Annotated in this window: 22 protein-coding genes; 4 read left to right on the forward strand and 18 right to left on the reverse strand. The window is 43.6% G+C overall.

Going from position 1 to position 19,446, the window contains the following annotated elements:
• Nucleotides 1-333 precede the first annotated feature (333 nt).
• The gene (locus HXY43_RS17225) at nucleotides 334-786 is read right to left on the reverse strand and encodes a hypothetical protein (RefSeq protein ID WP_290885144.1); all 453 of its coding nucleotides are present in this window, start codon (nucleotides 784-786) and stop codon (nucleotides 334-336) included.
• A 427-nt stretch (nucleotides 787-1,213) separates the two neighbouring features.
• Between HXY43_RS17225 and cobS the strand changes: the two genes are divergently transcribed.
• Nucleotides 1,214-1,993, forward strand: coding sequence for an adenosylcobinamide-GDP ribazoletransferase (cobS, locus tag HXY43_RS17230; protein WP_290885235.1), 780 nt, complete (start codon nucleotides 1,214-1,216; stop codon nucleotides 1,991-1,993).
• Between the two features lie 240 nt (nucleotides 1,994-2,233).
• Here the strand turns inward: cobS and HXY43_RS17235 are convergent, their stop codons facing one another.
• The 3 genes from HXY43_RS17235 to HXY43_RS17245 form a co-directional block, all read right to left on the reverse strand.
• The gene (locus HXY43_RS17235; protein ID WP_290885147.1) at nucleotides 2,234-2,695 is read right to left on the reverse strand and encodes a PPC domain-containing protein; all 462 of its coding nucleotides are present in this window, start codon (nucleotides 2,693-2,695) and stop codon (nucleotides 2,234-2,236) included.
• A gap of 81 nt (nucleotides 2,696-2,776) precedes the next feature.
• Nucleotides 2,777-3,436 carry a ComF family protein gene (locus tag HXY43_RS17240; protein WP_290885149.1) on the reverse strand — a complete coding sequence of 220 codons (660 nt, stop codon included), beginning with the start codon at nucleotides 3,434-3,436 and terminating at the stop codon, nucleotides 2,777-2,779.
• A gap of 212 nt (nucleotides 3,437-3,648) precedes the next feature.
• Nucleotides 3,649-3,840, reverse strand: a complete 192-nt coding sequence (locus HXY43_RS17245) for a hypothetical protein (RefSeq protein WP_290885151.1) — start codon at nucleotides 3,838-3,840, stop codon at nucleotides 3,649-3,651.
• 151 nt (nucleotides 3,841-3,991) lie between these two features.
• Between HXY43_RS17245 and HXY43_RS17250 the strand changes: the two genes are divergently transcribed.
• The 3 genes from HXY43_RS17250 to HXY43_RS17260 all read left to right on the forward strand — a co-directional run bounded on the left by HXY43_RS17250 (nucleotide 3,992) and on the right by HXY43_RS17260 (nucleotide 4,924).
• Nucleotides 3,992-4,216, forward strand: a complete 225-nt coding sequence (locus tag HXY43_RS17250; protein ID WP_026731809.1) for a helix-turn-helix transcriptional regulator — start codon at nucleotides 3,992-3,994, stop codon at nucleotides 4,214-4,216.
• Between the two features lie 83 nt (nucleotides 4,217-4,299).
• Nucleotides 4,300-4,692 (forward strand): hypothetical protein, encoded by a 393-nt coding sequence (locus HXY43_RS17255; RefSeq protein ID WP_290885154.1) that lies wholly within the window; start codon nucleotides 4,300-4,302, stop codon nucleotides 4,690-4,692.
• Nucleotides 4,693-4,705: 13 nt separating this feature from the next.
• Entirely contained in the window at nucleotides 4,706-4,924 is a 219-nt protein-coding gene (locus HXY43_RS17260; RefSeq protein ID WP_290885157.1) for a hypothetical protein, read from the forward strand.
• Here HXY43_RS17260 and HXY43_RS17265 read toward each other — a convergent pair.
• The 14 genes from HXY43_RS17265 to HXY43_RS17330 form a co-directional block, all read right to left on the reverse strand.
• The gene (locus tag HXY43_RS17265; protein ID WP_290885160.1) at nucleotides 4,886-5,401 is read right to left on the reverse strand and encodes a GNAT family N-acetyltransferase; all 516 of its coding nucleotides are present in this window, start codon (nucleotides 5,399-5,401) and stop codon (nucleotides 4,886-4,888) included. The genes HXY43_RS17260 and HXY43_RS17265 overlap by 39 nt on opposite strands.
• Nucleotides 5,402-5,514: 113 nt before the next feature.
• Complete coding sequence (locus HXY43_RS17270; RefSeq protein WP_290885163.1) at nucleotides 5,515-6,114, reverse strand: tRNA isopentenyl-2-thiomethyl-A-37 hydroxylase MiaE; 600 nt, start codon at nucleotides 6,112-6,114, stop codon at nucleotides 5,515-5,517.
• Nucleotides 6,115-6,356: 242 nt separating this feature from the next.
• Nucleotides 6,357-7,172, reverse strand: coding sequence for an MOSC domain-containing protein (locus HXY43_RS17275; RefSeq protein WP_290885166.1), 816 nt, complete (start codon nucleotides 7,170-7,172; stop codon nucleotides 6,357-6,359).
• 164 nt (nucleotides 7,173-7,336) lie between these two features.
• A complete protein-coding gene (locus HXY43_RS17280; protein ID WP_290885169.1) occupies nucleotides 7,337-8,305 on the reverse strand; it encodes an FTR1 family protein in 969 nt (322 codons plus the stop codon).
• A gap of 101 nt (nucleotides 8,306-8,406) precedes the next feature.
• Nucleotides 8,407-8,841: a ferritin-like domain-containing protein gene (locus tag HXY43_RS17285; protein ID WP_026731816.1), complete on the reverse strand. Its 435-nt coding sequence runs from the start codon at nucleotides 8,839-8,841 to the stop codon at nucleotides 8,407-8,409.
• 401 nt (nucleotides 8,842-9,242) lie between these two features.
• Complete coding sequence (locus HXY43_RS17290) at nucleotides 9,243-10,286, reverse strand: helix-hairpin-helix domain-containing protein (protein ID WP_290885174.1); 1,044 nt, start codon at nucleotides 10,284-10,286, stop codon at nucleotides 9,243-9,245.
• A gap of 523 nt (nucleotides 10,287-10,809) precedes the next feature.
• Nucleotides 10,810-11,835, reverse strand: coding sequence for a multicopper oxidase domain-containing protein (locus tag HXY43_RS17295; RefSeq protein WP_290885177.1), 1,026 nt, complete (start codon nucleotides 11,833-11,835; stop codon nucleotides 10,810-10,812).
• A gap of 123 nt (nucleotides 11,836-11,958) precedes the next feature.
• Nucleotides 11,959-12,396, reverse strand: a complete 438-nt coding sequence (locus HXY43_RS17300) for a CoA-binding protein (RefSeq protein ID WP_290885180.1) — start codon at nucleotides 12,394-12,396, stop codon at nucleotides 11,959-11,961.
• Nucleotides 12,397-12,711: 315 nt separating this feature from the next.
• Nucleotides 12,712-12,945: a hypothetical protein gene (locus HXY43_RS17305; protein ID WP_290885183.1), complete on the reverse strand. Its 234-nt coding sequence runs from the start codon at nucleotides 12,943-12,945 to the stop codon at nucleotides 12,712-12,714.
• A 41-nt stretch (nucleotides 12,946-12,986) separates the two neighbouring features.
• Nucleotides 12,987-14,192 carry an MFS transporter gene (locus HXY43_RS17310; protein ID WP_290885186.1) on the reverse strand — a complete coding sequence of 402 codons (1,206 nt, stop codon included), beginning with the start codon at nucleotides 14,190-14,192 and terminating at the stop codon, nucleotides 12,987-12,989.
• Nucleotides 14,193-14,597: 405 nt separating this feature from the next.
• Complete coding sequence (locus tag HXY43_RS17315; protein ID WP_290885189.1) at nucleotides 14,598-15,854, reverse strand: cytochrome P450; 1,257 nt, start codon at nucleotides 15,852-15,854, stop codon at nucleotides 14,598-14,600.
• 119 nt (nucleotides 15,855-15,973) lie between these two features.
• Nucleotides 15,974-17,284, reverse strand: a complete 1,311-nt coding sequence (locus HXY43_RS17320; protein ID WP_290885192.1) for an MFS transporter — start codon at nucleotides 17,282-17,284, stop codon at nucleotides 15,974-15,976.
• Between the two features lie 32 nt (nucleotides 17,285-17,316).
• Nucleotides 17,317-18,576 carry a cytochrome P450 gene (locus HXY43_RS17325; RefSeq protein WP_290885194.1) on the reverse strand — a complete coding sequence of 420 codons (1,260 nt, stop codon included), beginning with the start codon at nucleotides 18,574-18,576 and terminating at the stop codon, nucleotides 17,317-17,319.
• A gap of 137 nt (nucleotides 18,577-18,713) precedes the next feature.
• Nucleotides 18,714-19,427 (reverse strand): glutathione S-transferase family protein, encoded by a 714-nt coding sequence (locus HXY43_RS17330; RefSeq protein WP_290885237.1) that lies wholly within the window; start codon nucleotides 19,425-19,427, stop codon nucleotides 18,714-18,716.
• Nucleotides 19,428-19,446 lie beyond the last annotated feature (19 nt).

The raw sequence follows: 19,446 nt of genomic DNA on the forward strand, positions 1-19,446 counted from the left end.
AATCTTAAGTAGGGGAGCCAGTGCGTTGCGGGGGTTCCCCCCGTTGTAGCACGTGGCGTCACCTGGCGTTGTGTCACGGCTTTAGCCTGACGCACCATGTTATATAGCAGTGCGTTAGGTGCTTTGATTATGTTTTTCGTGACAAATCATCTCAAAATATGCACCTAACATAATGGCAATAAAGCGGGAGGAAAATCCACACCGATGACAGCCTCCCCTACAGTAATTTTATTTTTACTTTATAAATGACCTCTTACTACTAACCATTAACTACTAACCATGCACCAGTTATCATTACCAATTTTTCGAGTATATGGTATCGCGGATCAAAATTTAGAATGAGTCGGAAGTATCATCGTCAATTTCTGCATCCCATCTGGCTGAGAGTACTTGCTCCATCATTGCTTCTATAGCGCTGACATTCAAGGAACGCTCCTGTCGCTCTTGCATAGGAGTAGAAAGAGGAATCAGTCGCAGACAACTTCCTTCTTGCACTAGGTCAAAAAAGGTTTCTTTTTCCGGTGACTGTTTTAATTCCAAACAATCAAAACTACAAACATTGAGATAAAGGGCATGATTAGCAACGAGGGTAGACCGCTGGGGATTAGCAAAGACTTCCATCACATTCCCTTCACCCTCACTCTGTAACTCACCATCTTGAGTGTAGACATAGCGAACATGGCCTAAATCCGCTAGGAGTCGCCGCATATCAAGCTTATTTACAACCACACCTGTATGAATGATGCACGGAGCTGGTATCTTACTTTCGGGTAGATGGTGACTCATAATCAAGTAGCTCTAGGAGTGCAGATGAGAACAACACAAGTTAAACAGTCGATTTCGCTGCTTATCGATACCCTACCATTTAATCTCTATCTAATTTGTAGGGCGATCGCTTTTAGGAACTTTGATAAGTTATTTTTTGACAAAACACGGTAAAAATGCAATTCATAGAATCAAGTTGTGATTTTTTTTGAGCTATTTTGGTTGTATTTTATACAAAAATTTGAAAATCTTTACTGAAATAAGCATAACAAAATTTTCTAATGAAGTTGCTCATACAAGTAAATCTTATTGAAATTTTTCAAGATGAATTTAACTACCTGTGACGGAATTATGAGCGTCATGTCATTAGTCATTGGTCATTGGTCATTAGTCAAAGGACAAATGACTAATGACTAATGACCAAGAACTATTGACTAGCGTAACTAAGATGACCAATCACTGTCAGTGGTGGAAACAACTACTGTTGAGCATGGGATCTGCTGTTGCATTCTATACTACAATTCCCATGCCATATATATATGCCTTTGACTTCCAAGGAGTAGCGCGTCTTGCCCCGATAATAGGACTGATAATTGGGGGAATTTTAGCGCTATTTGATTTTCTAATGCATTATCTGGGTATGCCAGTGCTAACTCGCAGTGCTTTGGTAGTATGTGGTTGGATTGCGATTACAGGCGGGCTCCACTTAGATGGAGCAATGGATACTGCTGATGGTTTAGCAGTAGGCGATCCAAAGCGAAGGCTAGAAGTGATGGCAGATAGTGCTACAGGTGCTTTTGGGGCAATGGCAGCGATCGCCTTGGTGCTGCTGAAAACAACTGCGCTAACAGAACTAGATCGCAACCGTTGGTTAATTTTAATGTCTGCTGCTGGGTGGGGACGCTGGGGACAAATCCTAGCAATTGCCTGTTATCCTTACCTGAAACCAACTGGCAAAGGTGCATTTCATAAACAGGCCATCCGTTCTTACAAAGATTGCTTACCGATGCTGTTGTTGCTTGCAGGTTTGAGCTGTTTACAAATTTTGTTAGACCGAAATCAAATATTTTTCGCTATCATAATGGCACTCACTGGAAGCGCGATCGCTGCAATTACCGGTGCTTGGTTTAACCACAAATTAGGCGGACACACAGGCGATACTTACGGTGCAGTTGTAGAGTGGACTGAAGCTTTATTTCTGTGTGTGTTGACAGCTTTGGGAAATTAGTTAGTAGTTAGTAGATAGTAGTTAGTAGTTAGTAGGTAGTAGTCAATACAGTTCAGTTAGTAGCAAAACTTGATTCTTGAACATCCCCCTAAATCCCCCTTAAAAAGGGGGACTTTAGAACTGTGTTCCCCCCAATTCATCGGGGGGTTAGGGGGGATCAAAGCCTTAACTGAACCGTATTGAGGTATTAGTTGGTTGTTTATTATTAACCACTAACCACTAACCACTAACAACTTATATTTATTTGACCGGTTGCAATCGTGTTACTTTGAGTTTAAAAGCCCCTACACCAGTTTCGCCAAAAGACCTGACACGAACAATGTAAGGCCCTGCTTCTGTGATGCGGGTGAATAATAAAGAATTGCTGCTGCCATCAGGGCCATCATCATTTTCTGCTATGGTCGTTCCATCTGGCCCCAGCAGTGTAACAATACTGTCAAAACTTTCAGAACTGAGATCAACTGCTAAGTTATCACCTTTTTTCAGCGTCACCATGTAATCGCGGGCAAATCCACCTTGACCTGTGGGGATGTCTTTATCGGTCAGTGTATCGGAAACTTCATAAGTGTTAGGCAAGGGAATTGGATTATACAATTTATTCACTTGAGCAAAAGCCGCGGTTGAACTTATGGCAATTGCCAACAACGAGGCAGGAATGAAAGTGATTTGTTTTAAACCCATTGCAAAAGCATTACTTTTCATCCCCAAGAGCCTTCCCACAAAACTAGCGCAATTGGCTCAATTATAGTTTTCCTTTGCACAGGTTGCCCACGTACTTCTCTTTTAATTATCTTTAACAGCAGTAGCAACTACTGCTAAACCAGAAACAGCTATGCCACTCTTACAAAGTGTTTGTATGGCAGATTTGACGGTTGCACCTGTAGTGTATATGTCATCTACTATTAACACCGAAGCATTTGGACGATGATCAAAGTCTTTACCTAGTCCAAAGGCAGAAGTTAAGTTTTTTTCTCGCTCAGATGCAGATAAGCTAAACTGTGCTTCGGTTTCTTTAACCCTTTTTAAACCATTTTGTTTCAATTGTAATCCAGTCGTTGCACAGAAGCTCTCGGCTATGAGTGCGGCTTGATTGTAGCCGCGTTGTTTTAGCTTACTAGCGTGAAGCGGGATGGGAACTACTACCAATTGGCGATCGCACTCGTAATGTAATAACCATGCTTCACCCAACCACTGACCCAAACAACGAGCAATTTGCGGCTGATTTTCGTATTTCATTGCAGCGATCGCTCGTTTGAGTATACCACCATACACTCCCCAAGCAAATATCGGTAAGGAATTTTGGCCGATATTGCTCATATCATAAATATGGCATTTTTGCAACTGGCGAACACAGTTTGGACATAATTCTTGCGAGGTGGAACGCTGACACAAAGGACAATTAGATTGGAGAAAGAGGTTGAGTAGGTTTTTCCAATTGATCATTGTTCAAAAATCTTTGTGTCTTGGAGTCTTGGTGGTTCAAAAATTTTTACCACCAAGGCACTAAGACACTAAGTATATTTATGTATATTGAGCGATCGCAACTTCTAGCTGTTGTAACAAATATTTCTCTAATTATGTAGGGTGAGCATTGCCCACCCTAAATGAATGCTTAAATTTGTTTTGTTATTTTTCCAAGTACTTGGGCGAGCCTCCTATCGGAGGAGCTTCGCTAACGCTTGAGCATCTTTACCAACAAAAGTTTCTTTATCGCCGTTACTCCAAATAATCAGGCAGGCAAATTGCAACTGACCGTGAATATGAATCTCCCGAAAACAAACTTGACGAATGTAAGCTAAATTTATTACTCCTCTGGTGGGTGTTTGAAAAAGAATAAGTTGTGGCATAATTTAAATCTCCATATTTTTGTGGGATAGAGAGGGCGAGGGTACTTGCAGGTGCGATCGCCCTTCTCTATTACTATTTAATCCCATTTAATGGGACGTATCAATAGATTATAATAAATAAAAAATACTACACTTGGAGTAGTCTTATTAAATGGGACTAATCAACAGAATTCAAGAATTTGGCAAAGAAAAAGGCATTCCCAGCGCCAACAAATTTTGGCAAATCACTGGACTGCCAAGAGCAACAGCATTTAGGCTGTGGAGGGATAGAAATATTTATCCAGATAGAGGAACCGTTGAAGTGATTTGTAAAAAATTAAACGCCCAACCGGGTGACTTTTTGAATTACGTAGAGGAAGCTGATGAGATCAGTTAACAGTTATCAGTTATCAGTTTTTGATCGCTGTTCACTGATTCATAACCAACCACCAACAATCAACAACCAACAACCAACAACCAATGTCAACAGAAATCTCAACCCCAAAACAAATCTGGATTATTACCGAAGAAACATCAGAAACTGCTATTTCTCATGAAAGTACAACCACTCGTGGTGCAAGAAGCAGTCGCGATATTGGCGGAATACTTGGTGCAGAAATTACGGAAACGACAGAAGTCACCATCACCAAACGTAAAGCTGTCCAAGTAGATCAACTCAAGCACGAAATGTCAGAATTTCTGCAAGCGATGCGAGAAATTCTGGAAGAAGCAGAACAGCCAAATTCCAAAATGCAACTAGATGAAGTTGAATTATCAGTAGAGATTAATGGAGAAGGAAAAATCAGCCTGTTTGGGGTTGGTGGGAAAGCAGGGGGTAAAGGCGCGATGACTTTCAAGTTTAAACGAAGATAATTGGCACTTGCGTATGGGTAGGAATTGGGCAATTTTTGTCGGCATAAACAACTACAATAATCTTCAGCAACTAAAGTGTGCCAAGCGAGATGCTGAAGCAATGGTAACTTGGTTCCAGGAGGGTGAAGAAATTAGGCGAGACAAAGGTCAAGCCGAATATTTCACAGAAACCCTTGGCAAAGGTGTCACCCTATTAACAGCCATTCTCTCCAGCATCAAAAATACTCGTTAGCTGTTTTACATAAACGCGATCGCACCGTGTTGTCTCTACACCTGTTGCTGGTTGATATCCATTGTTTTCGTACAACTTGACTGCTTCTGCCAAGACGCTAGCGGTTTCAATCCAAATTTGCTCAAAACCACGACGGGCGATCGCATCTTCTAGCTGTTGTAATAAATACTTGCCCAGTCCTACACCCCTGACACTCGGCAAAAGATACATTTTGCGAATTTCTACGGCTTTTTCACCACGGGTAACAGGGTAATATGCCCCTGTACCTACTACTTGATTTTGGTATTCAATTATCCAAAACTCTCCCCCTGTAGCTAAGTAGCATTCTTCTACTTGCAGTACATCTCGGTCTGCACCGTCAGGCTCCCACCCCAGACCGTATTCAGATAATACAGATCGAATTACCTCAGCAGCAGGAATGCGATCGCGCTCCTCCCACGGACGAATGAAAAAATCTCGGTAATAGTCATTAGTCATTTGTTAGTGGTTGGTGGTTGGTGGTTGGTAGTTAGTGGTTAGTAGTTAGTGGTTAGTAGTTGGTTATTATTCTTCCACTCCCCCACTCTCCCCATCTCCCCATCTTCTTATCTCTAACTATGAATTCTTGGCTCAGGATGCAAATTTGTTAGCAATTCACTTTCCACAACTGCTAGTTCATCCAAACGTAGTTGAACAATTTCACGGTCAAAATAAGTATCAGCTAGTACCCAGTAAATACCAAAATGCCGTGCTTCGGATGCCATCAAGCCGCGATAAAATTTTGCTAATTCTGGCTCAGAACAGTGAGTAGCTAACAATCCCAGACGTTCGTGACTGCGAGCCTCAATTAAACCGCTCACAAGCAGAGAATCTAAAAAGCGTTCTGGTTCCTTGGGGCGAATTTGGGCTTTTAAACCCGCACCATAGGGAGGCGGCGCTAAGGGACGCATGGGTATATTCTTATGTTCTAGCCATTGATTGACTTGCTCGAAGTGTTCGAGTTCTTCGCGAGCTATTTTAGTAAGTTCTCGCACCATTTTGGCGTTAGAAGGATAGCGAAAAATCAAATTTAACGCCACACCAGCAGCTTTACGTTCGCATTGGGCGTGGTCGAGGAGAATAATATCTATGTGAGATATTGCTTGTTCCACCCAAGCAGAACAGGTTGCTTGTTTGAGGATGTTGATTGTTGGTAAATCAGAAGACAGCACAGTCAAAACTTAGAAAACTCTACATTATTTTACATTTAGCTTTTAGAGGATGTTTTCAGGGACTGGGTTAGATTCTTTTCCAATACCTAGTACCCAATCACCAATACCAGTTCCCCAGTCATGTTGCTTCTACCAGAGGTAGTAGGATTTTGGATTCACCAGCTAATCGGGTTCAGTATGCTGCTACTGTCTGTAATTCTTGAGACTCCCAAAGAACGTCCTGGCGATCGCGCTGGATTTCGTCAAACTGAGTTGGAAACAACCCGTCGGTAAGACTCATCGCCAATTGCCACGTTACCACTGCTAATCACCTGTGCTAAAACACCCGTCTGCGTATGTTGAAAATGCTTTTGCAGTAGGGATAATAGCCAAATATCTCGTTCTCCTGTTTCAGGGTTGACATCAATATTTAAGCAGCGATTAATTCTGGCTGTAACTAAAATTCGGGCTGAACCAAGTTGCATTTCTTGCCCAACCCAGTCGAATTCTCCCCAAGCGGGTACACCATCCACAACAATATTGGGGCGGAAACGCCGCACGTCTATTGCTTGTCCGGCTAATTCACTTAAGCGATCAACGGTTCCCTGACTGACGAGAGAAATATGTACTGCTTCTCGGTCGGGATAGTGAGTTTTTCCAAATTCCCCGACCAATTGCAAAGGTGCGCGGTTAGGATGTCTAGCAGCTTGACTGGGATAAATTCCTGCCAGGTATCCAGTAAAAAAGGCTGAAATCAGATCTCGCCCTTTGCTGGTGTTAGTGTCGGCAACCAATAACTCTATACCTTTACGTTTCACTGTCAATGTGCCAGTCGCCGAGTCATAAGAACAATCTAGCGCCGCGAGTCCTGGCCAGTCGTTTTGCATGGCGAAGTTTTGCTTGTTCATCCAAGAGACGTTGCAGTGCAACGTCTCTACAGAAACGTCTCTGTACATCAAAGCAAAAGCGCGATCGCCTGGAATACCATGTCCGACTTTGAGATGAACGCGATCGCACTTTTGAACGCTTAATCCTTTGATTGGATAAATAAATAATTGTTGAATGGATATTTTAGTCATTGGGGATTGTTGGTTGTTAGTAGTTAGTAGTTAGTAGCTTCCATGATCTGCCTACACAAAATTTGGGGATTGGGCATTGGGAATTGGGCATCGGGCATTGGGCATAGTTAACAACCACTAACCACTATCTACAATCCACTAACCACTATCTACTAACCACTAGCCTATTCCTTAGCAGAACTCATCGGTTTTTGACCTGCTGAGATATTCTTTCCGGTCTGAGGAGAAGCAGATGTGAGGCTGCGGAAATACAAACCGCCAACAGTCAGCAAAAATATAATATACGCTAATGCTTGCACTTGATAGAGGTGTTCTCTGTAACCAAACAAAGCTTTGAGCAGAATACCAGGAAATTTTTCTTCAGGCAAAATGTTAGATGTATTCCAAACCATTGGGCCTAAAATACAAGAGTGGATTTTGGTAAACCTTTCGTAATAGAAACAAAGGCTTTCTGTCGCACGACTACTGAGGGCATAATTGCTGACAGCTTCATCAAAATTGTGTAGTGTTGAAACTACTAAACCAGCAACAATCAATACCAACAAAACGCCCATTACCTGGAAAAATCGCCGGATGTTGATTTTGACTCCCCATTGAAATAAAAGCACACCAATTGCCGCTGCAACAGCAATTCCAGCAATAGCACCAAGGCTGGGAATTAGCCCCTGTTGAAAATTTGCAGCGATGAACAAAACTGTTTCAAAGCCTTCACGCAAAACAGCAACCAAAATTAAGGTAAAAATGCCCCAACCAGCATTAGAGTTATTTTTTAAGGCATCTGTTACCGCTCCCTCTACTTGAGCTTTCATAACTCTAGCTTGCTTGGTCATCCAGATTAGCATCCAGCTAAGCATGGCGATCGCTAACACGCTGAACACACCTTCTAGCAGTGGTTCAACTACGGAGGTGTACTGAGGATTAATTGCACCTAGTGCTTGAATGATCGAGCTAAACAGCACACCTATCAGCGCACTCAGGACAATGCCAACACCGACACCAGCATATACCCAAGGGTTGAGTCGGGATTGTTTAGCTTTTTTCAACAAAGCCAGGACAATACCAACCACTAAGGCAGCTTCCACTCCTTCTCGGAGTGTAATCACAAAAGTAGGTAGAGCAGTACTAAAATTCATTATCAAAAGTCCAAAGTCAAAAGTCCAAAGTCAAAAGCCCAAAGTCAAAAGTCCAAAGTCAATAGTTTGACTTTTGACTCTTGACCCTTGACTCTTGACTATTAACTAAAATCGCGTAACATTTTTTTCAGTTCAAGATTGTGCATCTCTTCCTGACCAATCATTGTTCGCGCAAATTCTTCTAGATAAATACTGGCATTATTGACAGTATCTAACAGATTTTTATACAAATCCAATGCTTTCTTTTCGTGTGCCAAGCTTTCTTCCAAAATGTGTTTAACTGAATGCTTATAAGTTTCTTCAATCGGCGCAATTTTCAGACTAGGATGCCCATCTAAACCTGTGAGAATTTCTCCCACTTGTTGGGCGTGAAGTAGAGACTCACTAGCCTGGGCCTTGAAAAAAGTCACAATCGGAATGCGATTGGGACCAGTCACCATCAAGGAGTAATGAGTATAACGCACAACTCCTGCTAGTTCAAATTCCATGATGGCGTTCAATAGGTCGATTGTTTTTTGGTGATCGAGTTCTTGCATTATTGGTTAATTCACGCTAAAAGCCAAAAGCGATCGGTGATGGGTTATGAGTTAGGAATTAGGAGTCAAAAGCCAGTAAAAGGGACTGGGGATTAGGGATCGGGGATTGGGCAAAAACAAGTCAAAAGTTAAAAGCTAAAAGTAAAAAGAAAGAATTTTTTCTTTTACCTTTTTACTTTTTACTTTTTACTTCTCCAGTCCCCAGTACCCAGTACCAAGTAAGGCGAGCGGCGTTTCCAGTGCTGCTAACATAAAGGTATAGCGGGGGACTCACGAAACGCGACCAATTGACTGAATAAACCCGCCTCCTCTACTAACTCCTAACTTTTTCCGCTTCTCACTAAATTTTAAACCTTGAAGTTAAAACCCAAAGTTAATTTCGCTCCCATTAATTCCAACGGCTATTGCTGCGCTTGCGTTTTGGAAGCGTCAATGATTTTTTGAGATTCCGATTCGATGGTTTTCACCAGCTTGGTTACTTCCTCAGGAGAATTGACTGGCTTAGCTGGCGGGATGACTGTAGGCCAGTTTTTGGTCAGTTGAGCCATACTCGCTTGAATTGTTTTATCGGCTTCGGGATTTTCTTTAGCCACTTGGCTAGAAATGCCTTTGTACAAGTCGTTAGAGTACTGTACGAAGCCACGGGAATCTTGATACTCAATTGCTGCGGAGATTTTACCGTCGGTGACTGCTGCACCATATTCTGAGTTGGCTGCATCTAACAAGCCGTTAATTACCTGTAGCATGAATGCGGGTTGGGTGCGTTGGTTTTCCGGTAAAGCCGCGATCGCTCCATCCACTGCTTGCATCGAAGTAGTAAAATCAGTTTTGACCTTGGCATCTTTGGGCTTAGATTTCACTAAATCTTGCAAACTCACCAAAGTCGTCTTAAATTCTTTAACTTTGCGATCGTTGAGTTGGTCTTCTACATCAACATAAATTTCTTCGACAGGGTGTCCGATGTGCGGTTCTGCCTGTTTTGGCTGATTCTGATCTAGCAATTCTTGCGCTACAATCAGATGCCCTTTCATCAACCCCAGCTTAGTCATGTAGTCAACATCTTTGGCTTCTCCACTCAAAACCACTTCCTGAACAGTTACTTGGTCTTTAATTTGGTCGAACTGTGCTTGGGTAATCACCTTTTTACTTACTAATTCCTCAGGACTAGCGTAGGGACGATTTGCCTGAATCTTATTCGATAACGCTGGTACGCCTAGCTGTGCTTCAAATTTATCTAATTCAGATAAGATTGCTGTGTTGATGTTAATTTGTTTTTTGCTACCATGACCGCTATGAGTAACTGTTTCAGTAGTTTGTGAAGCGGAATTTGGAGTGCTGGCCGCTGGTGAATTTTCTGTGGTGGACGTGCCACCATTATTACAGGAACTTAGCGTAACTATGACACAAGCAGCAACAGCTAAACAAACGTAACGATATTTTTTCATTTTTTCTCCAAAGCAATGTTTGAAAGCTAATAATTGAAAGGCTTTTAGGCTGTATTGGTCTTGGATTTGACAACTTGTCGTAGATTTTGTTATGTTATTTTTGCACTAATGAAATTTTCTATCAACTAGCTGTCAAATATATTCGTTTGAACTTAATAAAAATTTCAATTTGTCTACTTCAGAAATAGATTTAAAAAAAAATATCAGGTAATCAGCGGCAGCCTAGCTTACCCTGCTATGAAAATCTCTTCCCCGATTCCCGATCCCCATTGCCCCTAATCCCCAACGCCAGGTGACGCCACGTACTACAACGGGGGGAACCCCCAAGGGCGCAGTGGCTCCTTTATGCCTCTTAACCCTTTCGGCAGTCGCTCATGGGGGGCTGCGGGGTCCCCACGCAGTGGGGTTGGGGGGAGACCCTCTTTCTGCGCGCTACCTCACCACCGCACTGGCTCCTCCCTGCGGTCGTGGGGGCCGGTGAGTTCCCCAATCCCCAATCCCTATTTTCAAGACAGATATTAGTTTAAATACTTTTTGCAGCATTTTTAGAGTTGCTCTCGGCCACTACTTCAAATTGACCCATACAGCCGTTTTCTGCGATCGCATCTTGATGGGGATGAAACATATACTTGCCTGGATAGCGAAAGACAAACTCTAAGATATGACGTTCTGCTACACCCATTGTGATTACATCGGTTTTTTGGGTAGGAGTGAGAGTCATTCCAGTTGGATAAACATCGAAGAAGTTGGCGTGCAAGTGAAACGTGACTGCGGGATCGAATTCAATAATGTTGAGGACATACAACCGAATCAACTGATTTTGGTAAATGCGGATGGGATGATCCATGAAGTAGTGCGGCAAACCGTTGAAGGCGTAATGTTCGTTTTGGTTATCGTCATTGACGTCATACCCAGCCATCACCAGGACAATCTCATCTGCTGGTGGGCGCAGTTTGGGCGGATCGATAATAAACATTCCATATAGCCCTTTCGCAACGTGCCGAGTGACTGGTTCAATATGGCAATGATAGAGGTGAACACCAAAGGGTTCTGCATCAAATTCATAAATCGTGGCACTACTGTTGCTAACTGGGCGCACACCGTCCATTTCGGCAGGGTGGATACCGTGAAAATGCAAAGAGTGAGAATGTCCCGCTTTGTTGAGGAACAATACCCGCACGCGATCGCCTTGTTTTGCTCTCAGTGTCGGCCCGGGGATACGACCATTTAAGTCCCAGACGTTGTAAGAAACAGCGCTATTTAACTGTATCGGGGAAGTACCAGCAGTCAAGCGAAATTCTCGGATTATCCGCCCATTTTCACGCTTGAGCGTTCCATAATCAAAATCTCGCACTACCTGCATTGGGTTGGCAGCACTATTAGAAGTTACCTCTTTCTCCAACGGTGGTATTCTCACTAACTGCTTTTGTGCTGTCAGCTTGTGCCACACAGTAACTGCTCCAGTTACGCCAGCACCTGCTAATCCGAGTTTCAACAGTTGACGGCGACTCCATATTTTTTCTTGATTAAGAGCAAAATTATTAGGCATAGCATTATTAATAATATTTGCAGCTAAATAAAACTGCAAATATTTTGCAACTATTTTTATTTTTATAGACAGATAAATTAATAATTATTCTCAATAATTAGAAAATGCTTTCAGTATCCTAATTCAACTGGCACTATCTATTTCACCAATCCCCAAGCGCATATACTCAATTTTGAGGCAAGCATCCATCACCACATTTAGTCCTGCACTCAAAGCTTTTTGTGCTGCTTGTTGGTTTGAGACACCCAGTTGCGCCCATACAGTTTTAGCGTTGATGGCTATTGCTTCGTCAACAATTTCGCTCAAGTACTCAGAACGCCTAAAAACATTGACAATATCCACTTGTTCCGGAATTCCTTTGAGGGAAGAATAGCTTGGCTGACCATCAATTTCTTTGACAGTGGGATTCACGGGGTAGACGGTATAACCCGCCCTCCGCAAAAATTGAGCTATTTGATAACTAGTTCGTTCTGGTTTATCAGAATGACCGACTACCGCTATGACTTTGGCGCGGCTCAACACATCACGCATGGCATTATCATTAGCTTTGAGGAGAGGCATATTCTCAATCTCCCTAAAGGACACAAACGATAAAACGCCATAGAGGGAATCTGGTGGTAAGTGACTTTACTAATCTAATAGTACCTCGAAGGAAGTTCTGGAAACGTTACGAGCGTGCCAGAAGCCTACACCGACCCGAAGGGCGGTGTAGATAGTTCACACACTCCAATGCTCACAGATAACCTTGAGATAACGCTCCGGTTCAGCAGCAGCGCACCAGCGCGACCGCTGAACCGATTGTTAGGGCTACTGGCACCCAGCGCTGCTTGCCTCACCCGGCAACGAACATACGGCAATGAATAGGGTTCAGTTGCACTATTGAATACTGCCGAGAACCAAGTACAAAAGCTGGGCGGCGGCCACAAACAGCAGCCCGGTGAACACCAAGTCCTCGAACCAGTCAATAACGCCGGGTTGCCGCTCAAGCATAATCCGCGGGTTATAGTAGAAGATCGACACGAGTATGCACGCGATCGCCAAGGCCAGTCCCGCCCATACTGCCCAATCGTATCCTGCAAACAATGCGGCGATAACGAGGGCGGCCACCACATAAAATGGGAGACCCTGAACGACAAAACAATATTATTGCATCATTTTAGTTGTGTCACACTATTAGTCAGCACAGCATTCAAAACAAAAAATGAGGCAAAGTAAAAAACGGCGCTAGCATAAAAGACCGCTTGTGTTCCCCAAATTGCATCGACGATGCTTCCTAAAAGGGGGCCAAGTGTCTGTCCCCATGACTGAATCGTTGAGTTTATCCCCATAAAACCAGCTCTAGATTCTTGTGAGGAAAGCATTGCTAACAGTGCTTGGGTAGATGGGAATGCTATACCTTGAGCTGCTCCCAGGAAAAAAATCGGAATCAACAGCAGCCAAACATTATTAACTGTAGGAACAATCAATAATCCCAAACCAGAAAGAATGAAAGAAATTTTAATGAGTTGAATTTGTGAGAAATGCCGCGTCAATAATCCTAATTGGGAAGCAACTAAGGCAAGGGATAATGATAGACTAGTTAAGATAATGCCAATGACTGGTTCAGAAGCACCGAGTTTAGTTCCTGCAAAGATTGGGATGTAAGTTAAGCAGGCTCCTACTTGCAGCATGAACAGAGACATTATTGCAAATAGCAGTCCAAATACCTGACGATTGTTAATGCTCCTCCAAGTATTTTTTAGATAGGGTTTAAGTTGGAAATTTTGTACACTATGTTCCTGCTTTGGCAGCTTCATTGTTGTTAACACCATTACTGCAACTGGAATAGCAAATAACGATGTCAGAAATGGATATCGCCAACTAAAAGAAGCTAATAACCCACCAATGAGAGGAAAAATTGCCGAACTAATCCCATTCAAACTGGCAACAAATGCCATTACAGAGGTTAACTTTTTCCCTGTATAAAGATCGCTGATGATAGTTAGTTGCAGAGATTCTAGGCTAGCAGTACCAATACCCTGCAAAATTCGCCATTCTACAAGGCTACGAAAGTTAGGAGCAAAACCGCTTAAAGCTCCGCCAAGGGCAAAAACTAGCAGTGAAGGAACAAGGACTTGTTTTCTACCAAAAGTATCAGCTAAAACTCCAAATATTGGAGTCACAATTGTACCTGGAAATTGAAAGAGTGTCGATACTAGTGAAACTCGATCGCTTGAAACATTGAAAAAATTTGCGATAGTTGGCAGTGCGGGATTATAAATTGTTCCCCCTAAAATTGCCATTAGTGTCAACAAACTAATGATGTAAAAATTCTTATCTTGGTGGATTTTGCTCACTCTTTTACCGGTGGATTTCATGGCAGAGTTATACCATTTTAGATTTTAGATTATGAAACATTTAGTGGTAATCGCTTTTGGCTATCTGTCCCAATCATTTTTCAAATTGGTATTACTCAATCTGCTTTTTTATTATATAGGTTTGTTAAAAATAATTCATCAATTGTTACTTATTTTTTGAGTTCTTAAATTGAGATGCGTTAGAAGATAAAACATATATTATTTTATACTTTCAATTCACATATTAAACAGTATTTTTTGTTAACTTACTTATTGCAATGGGACATTTTTATGTATCCAAAGATTGAATTATACTAACTGAACTGTATTGATTTATAGCCAAAATAGGTTGCAAAAAAGAGAAGGCTGAAAAAGTTTTTCGTCTGATTTTCAGCCTTATACAAATTAATTTTCAGTAAATTTTAATCAAGTGATATCCCATTCCACATAGAGGTCTTTAAAACTACGGTTCATCAATGCTGGGATATGAGTGAGCTGTTGATTTGAGCGAAGTCTGAGATTCGGCAACCTCGAAGACAATACTTCCAGAGCAATCCGTCCTTCTCGACGAGCTAAGTTTGAACCAATACAATGATGAACCCCATGACCAAATGCGAGATGGTTAGCAGTTGTCTGTTGGAAACGTTCAATCTCAAAGCTATCTGCATTACCGTATTGGTTTTCATCTCGGTTAGCAGAGCCATACATTAAAAAGAGCTGAGTGCCTTGGGGTAGTGTAACTCCTGCTATGGAAACTTCTTCGGTAGTAGTGCGAATCATTGCTGGAACAGGAGCATCATATCTCAGTGCCTCTTCTACAGCAGCAGGAATGAGTGACTGGTTTTCACAAATAGCTTGCCACAACTCTGGGCGCTCCAGCAGAAGTTTTATAGTACTGGCAATCAGATGGCTAGTTGTCTTATGTCCAGCTAGTATCAACCCACATAAAACGATGACCTGCTCGTTCATACTCAGGTCAGAGTCCTGGATATTGCTGATTAAGTCGTTTTGAGGAGTCTGGCGTCGTTCTTCGATTAATCCTGCAACGGTGTGCTGCATTGCCACAAAGCTGCGGGCACATTCTAGCTGAGCTTCTGGTGTTAGCTGGGACGATAACAACGCTGTCATATCAAGGCACCACTTCTTGATATTGGGCATTATCTCCAAGGGGACACCATACATGGTGAGGATAACCTCAAGCGGCAGCGGATAAGTAAATTGTGAGACGATATCAGCCTGACCATCTTTGATAAAACTGTCTACCAATCTGTTGGCAATAGCGCGAATCGAATCTTCCAATGCTTGCAGCCGTTCTGGTGCGAACACTTTCACGAAAGGAGCGCGCAAGCGTTTGTGCAGATCGCCATCGCTATTAACCAAGTCAGCAACAAAGGGAAAGCCTTGTCTGAGCACTCCAATCACTTCCGGAGTGAAGGTAACAATCGGCTTGAGGTTATCTGCTGAAGAAAATCGTGCTGGATCTTTCAGGACATTTAGGATGTCTTCATAACGTGTGAGCACATAGCCATTTAATATTGGGCTGTGAAATACTGGTTCTTCATCTCTAGCACGCTTGAAGAATGAATAGGGGTCATCAAGTTGTGGCTGAACAAAGGGTTGGAACTCCTGTCCGAGGTGGGGACAAGTTTTTTTCTCAGTTGGGATCGAATCTTTTCCAATCATTGTTTCTATTCCTTTCAACTTAATAGGTGTAATTGAAATCAAACTTATGCACCCTCGGAGGAGTAGCCATTTGCGGTTCAGGTTTTACATGAGTACATTTCCTTACTCCTTTCTTTTCCTCAGTCCACCAACACTCCGCCCTTGGTTTCAATTACCCAAGGCAAAAAAGCTAACCCCAACAGGGGAATAAAACCAACCCAAAACAGCGCTTGCACAGCAGTGTTGTATGCATTCGCTCCCCCAGATGCGATCGCACCCACTAAAAACGGGCCTGCTGCGGCTACCACGCGCCCCGCGTTGTAGCAAAAACCTGAACCAGTGGCGCGCAGTCTCGTAGGAAAAAGCTCTGGTAGGTAGTATGTAAAACTACCGAAAACACCGATCGCGCTTAAACCGATTGTGAAATACAGATACAAGCGAATTTGCGGAGGTAATGGTAGCCCAAAAGTAACCATAATTGATACTGCTGAGAGAATGAAATAAAGGGCAAACATCTTTTTGCGCCCCAAGTATTTCGCAGCAGGAACCGTCAGCAATGTGCCTACCAGACCTCCCCAGTTAAAACTATTTGTGGCTAGGACTTTCCATTCTTCGACTAGTGCTAATGTAGCTTTCGCATCTAAGTTTTGGGCATTGGCAGCTGTGTTAGCTAAACCTGTAGCTACTATTGGGATAAAAGCATTACTACTCCAATTTGTCAATAAAGCAATCAACGCCATTAACAAGCCGCTGATAGTCAAAGGTAGATTTTGGCGGTTGAAGAGTTCGCCGAGTCCAGATGAGCGGTGTTTACTTTTTGCCTTCTCCCAACGTTCTGGTTCTTTGAGAAACACTCGCACCAATAAGGTAACAGCTGCGGGGACAAGACCGCAGAGTAACACGTAGCGCCAAGAGGTTTCCGGGTTGTCGGGAAATAATACCCCGGCGATTTTGTAGTTAACATAGGTCGCCAAAAACAAACCCGCTGGGGAAGCAGTGTATAATATTGCTCCTGCTTCTATACGTGATTTTTCTGGGACTACTTCCGCCACCATTGAAGCCCCAGCCGCCCACTCGCCACCAATCCCGAGACTAGCAACTATCCGACACAGCATCAAAAACCAGATATTGGGAGCAAACGCACAGCAAGCATTTCCAAAAGCATAGAGAAGAATGGCGATCGCCATCGTCTTACTACGCCCAATCCGATCGGCGACTTGCCCAAAAAACACCCCACCAACTGCCCAACCAATCAGAAGAATGGAAGTCAAAAGACCAGTCCAATAAAGAGTTGCCGCCTTAGCCTCTGGTGAACCAATGGTCAAACCCAAAAGTGTCGGAACACAATTTGGGGCAACGTAGTTAAATAGCAAGGCTTCAAACATGGCAAAGCCCCACCCTAGCCACGCTATTAACAATACAGTCCATTGGTAACGACTCAGACGCAACATTTTTTACCGATCCACACCAAAATTACCGAAAGTTACGATGCTTTTGCCATAGGCTCTTTAAAGGCAACTCGCAGATGCTTGGGCCCGTGGAACACAATGTTGTCTGCCCACTCCACCTTCTCGTCTAGCAAGCACAGTTCGGGCAAACGATTGAGCAAGACATTCAACGCAATCTGAGCCTCAGCACGTGCCAAGGCAGCACCAAGGCAGAAGTGGATACCGCTACCAAAGCCGCAGTGCTTGCAGTCTTGACGCTGGATATCGAGGACATCAGGATTCACAAAACGTGCGGGATCTCGGTTGGCAGAACCGAGTATCAGCCCTACGCTGTCCCCACGGCGGATGAGCTTATCACCAATCTCCACATCTGCGAAAGCCCAGCGTGACACCATTTGGACGGGACTGTCATAACGTATTAGCTCCTCTACCGCTCCGGCAATCAGTTCAGGGTGAGAACGCAATAGCTTGAGTGCATCGGGATTGCGGAGCAACGCCAATGTCCCTTTGGCAATCAGGTTAATCGTAGTTTCGTGACCCGCCGTCAACAGATGAATGCATGTGGCGAGGATTTCTTCGTCGTTGAGTTTATTGCCCTCGTCTTGGGCCTTAGCTAAAGCCGTAATCAAATCCTGACGTGGTTCCTTGTGCCGCTGGGCGATCGCTTTCTTGAAGTATTCAATAAATCCCCAAGTTGCCTGCTCAGCTTGAGCGTAAACCTCTGGTGAAGGAGTCAGGCGTGAGGCGCTGGCATGTTGTAAAGCTAACGCCCATTCACGGAACATTGGGCGATCCTGCGGATCTACACCCAACAGAGTAGCAATCACCATCACTGGCAGAGGAAAGGCAAAATCCTCAACCAAGTCCATTTCGCCGCGGGTTTGAACCCGATCCAGCAGACTGTCTGCGATGCCGAAAATGGCTGGACGGATGTTTTCAACCATCTTGGGAGAGAAAACCTTGTTAACTAGCGATCGCAACCGGGTATGATCGGGCGGATCTCTAAAAACCATCCAGTTGCTAACCATCGACCGAAATCCCTTGTAAGCAGCTGGCACTGGTGCGCCTTCGCCATCCTCTCGAACTCGCGAAGCCTCGCGACCAAACTTGGGACTCTCAAGCACATGCACCACATCTTCATAACGAAACAGATACCAACTACCAGACAACCGCGGGTTTGCGGAGAGTCCCCAATGGACAGGATCTAACTCCCGATAGCGTCGGTAGAATTTGTAGGGGTCTTCAATAACTTCAGGTATAAACGGGTTTAATCTTTCAATTGTAGAAATCGTCATTATTATTAACTTCCAACTAGGCTTTAGTTTTTTCTTGGTGTCTTGGTGTCTTGGTGGTGAAAAAAAATGATTGAAACACCAAGACACTAAGACACAAAGAGGAAAATAGTCTTTTACCCACCTTGACAGGGCTACCCTTATCCCCTATTCCCAGTCCCTAATCCCTCATAAATTGGTAATTCCTCCAAGGACGGCAATTTTAACGGATATCGCAGTTCTGACAGCATCCGCGTCATTTGCTCACGCCCGGAGCTTTGAACATGCATAACAGCAGGTCTTGACTCCAGACGCCGAACATAATCTGTTAGTCTCGGTAGGTGCTTGTAGTTGTAAACTATACGCAAGTAGGCGAGGGTAGGAGCAGCGGCGCAGTCTGCCAAGGAAAACTCTTCGCCCGCTAGCCAGGTACGCCCTCCAAGCCGCTCGTTTAGGAGAGTGCAGCCAGTCTCTAAAAGCCGCTTTGCTTTGGCGACCTCTTTGCTACCGCGCTCCTCAACTGGGCGCTGAGTATCGGCAAATAATGCCTCACGTCCGCCGTTGATATACACATCAACAACTCGCTCCAGCAGACGAACCTCTAAAGCAAGTTCTAGTTCTTCAGGAATGAGGCGAGGTTCATTTTGAAAGTGGCGATCGAGGTATTCAATAATAATGCCAGCCTCAAACAGTACCTGACCGTTATCAGTTACCAGCGTGGGAATTTTGCCAAAGGGGTTGATTTGCATGTAGCGCGATCGCGCTTCGGGATCGAAAAGATTCACCTCGATAGGTGTAAAATCTATGCCCTTCTCGTAGAGGGCGATGAGGACTCGCTGGCAGTAGGATGAGGCAGTTGCGTAGTAGAGTTTCATGTTAGTCATTAGTCATTAG

The organism is Fischerella sp., from assembly GCF_013388695.1.
Classification (GTDB): domain Bacteria; phylum Cyanobacteriota; class Cyanobacteriia; order Cyanobacteriales; family Nostocaceae; genus PCC9605.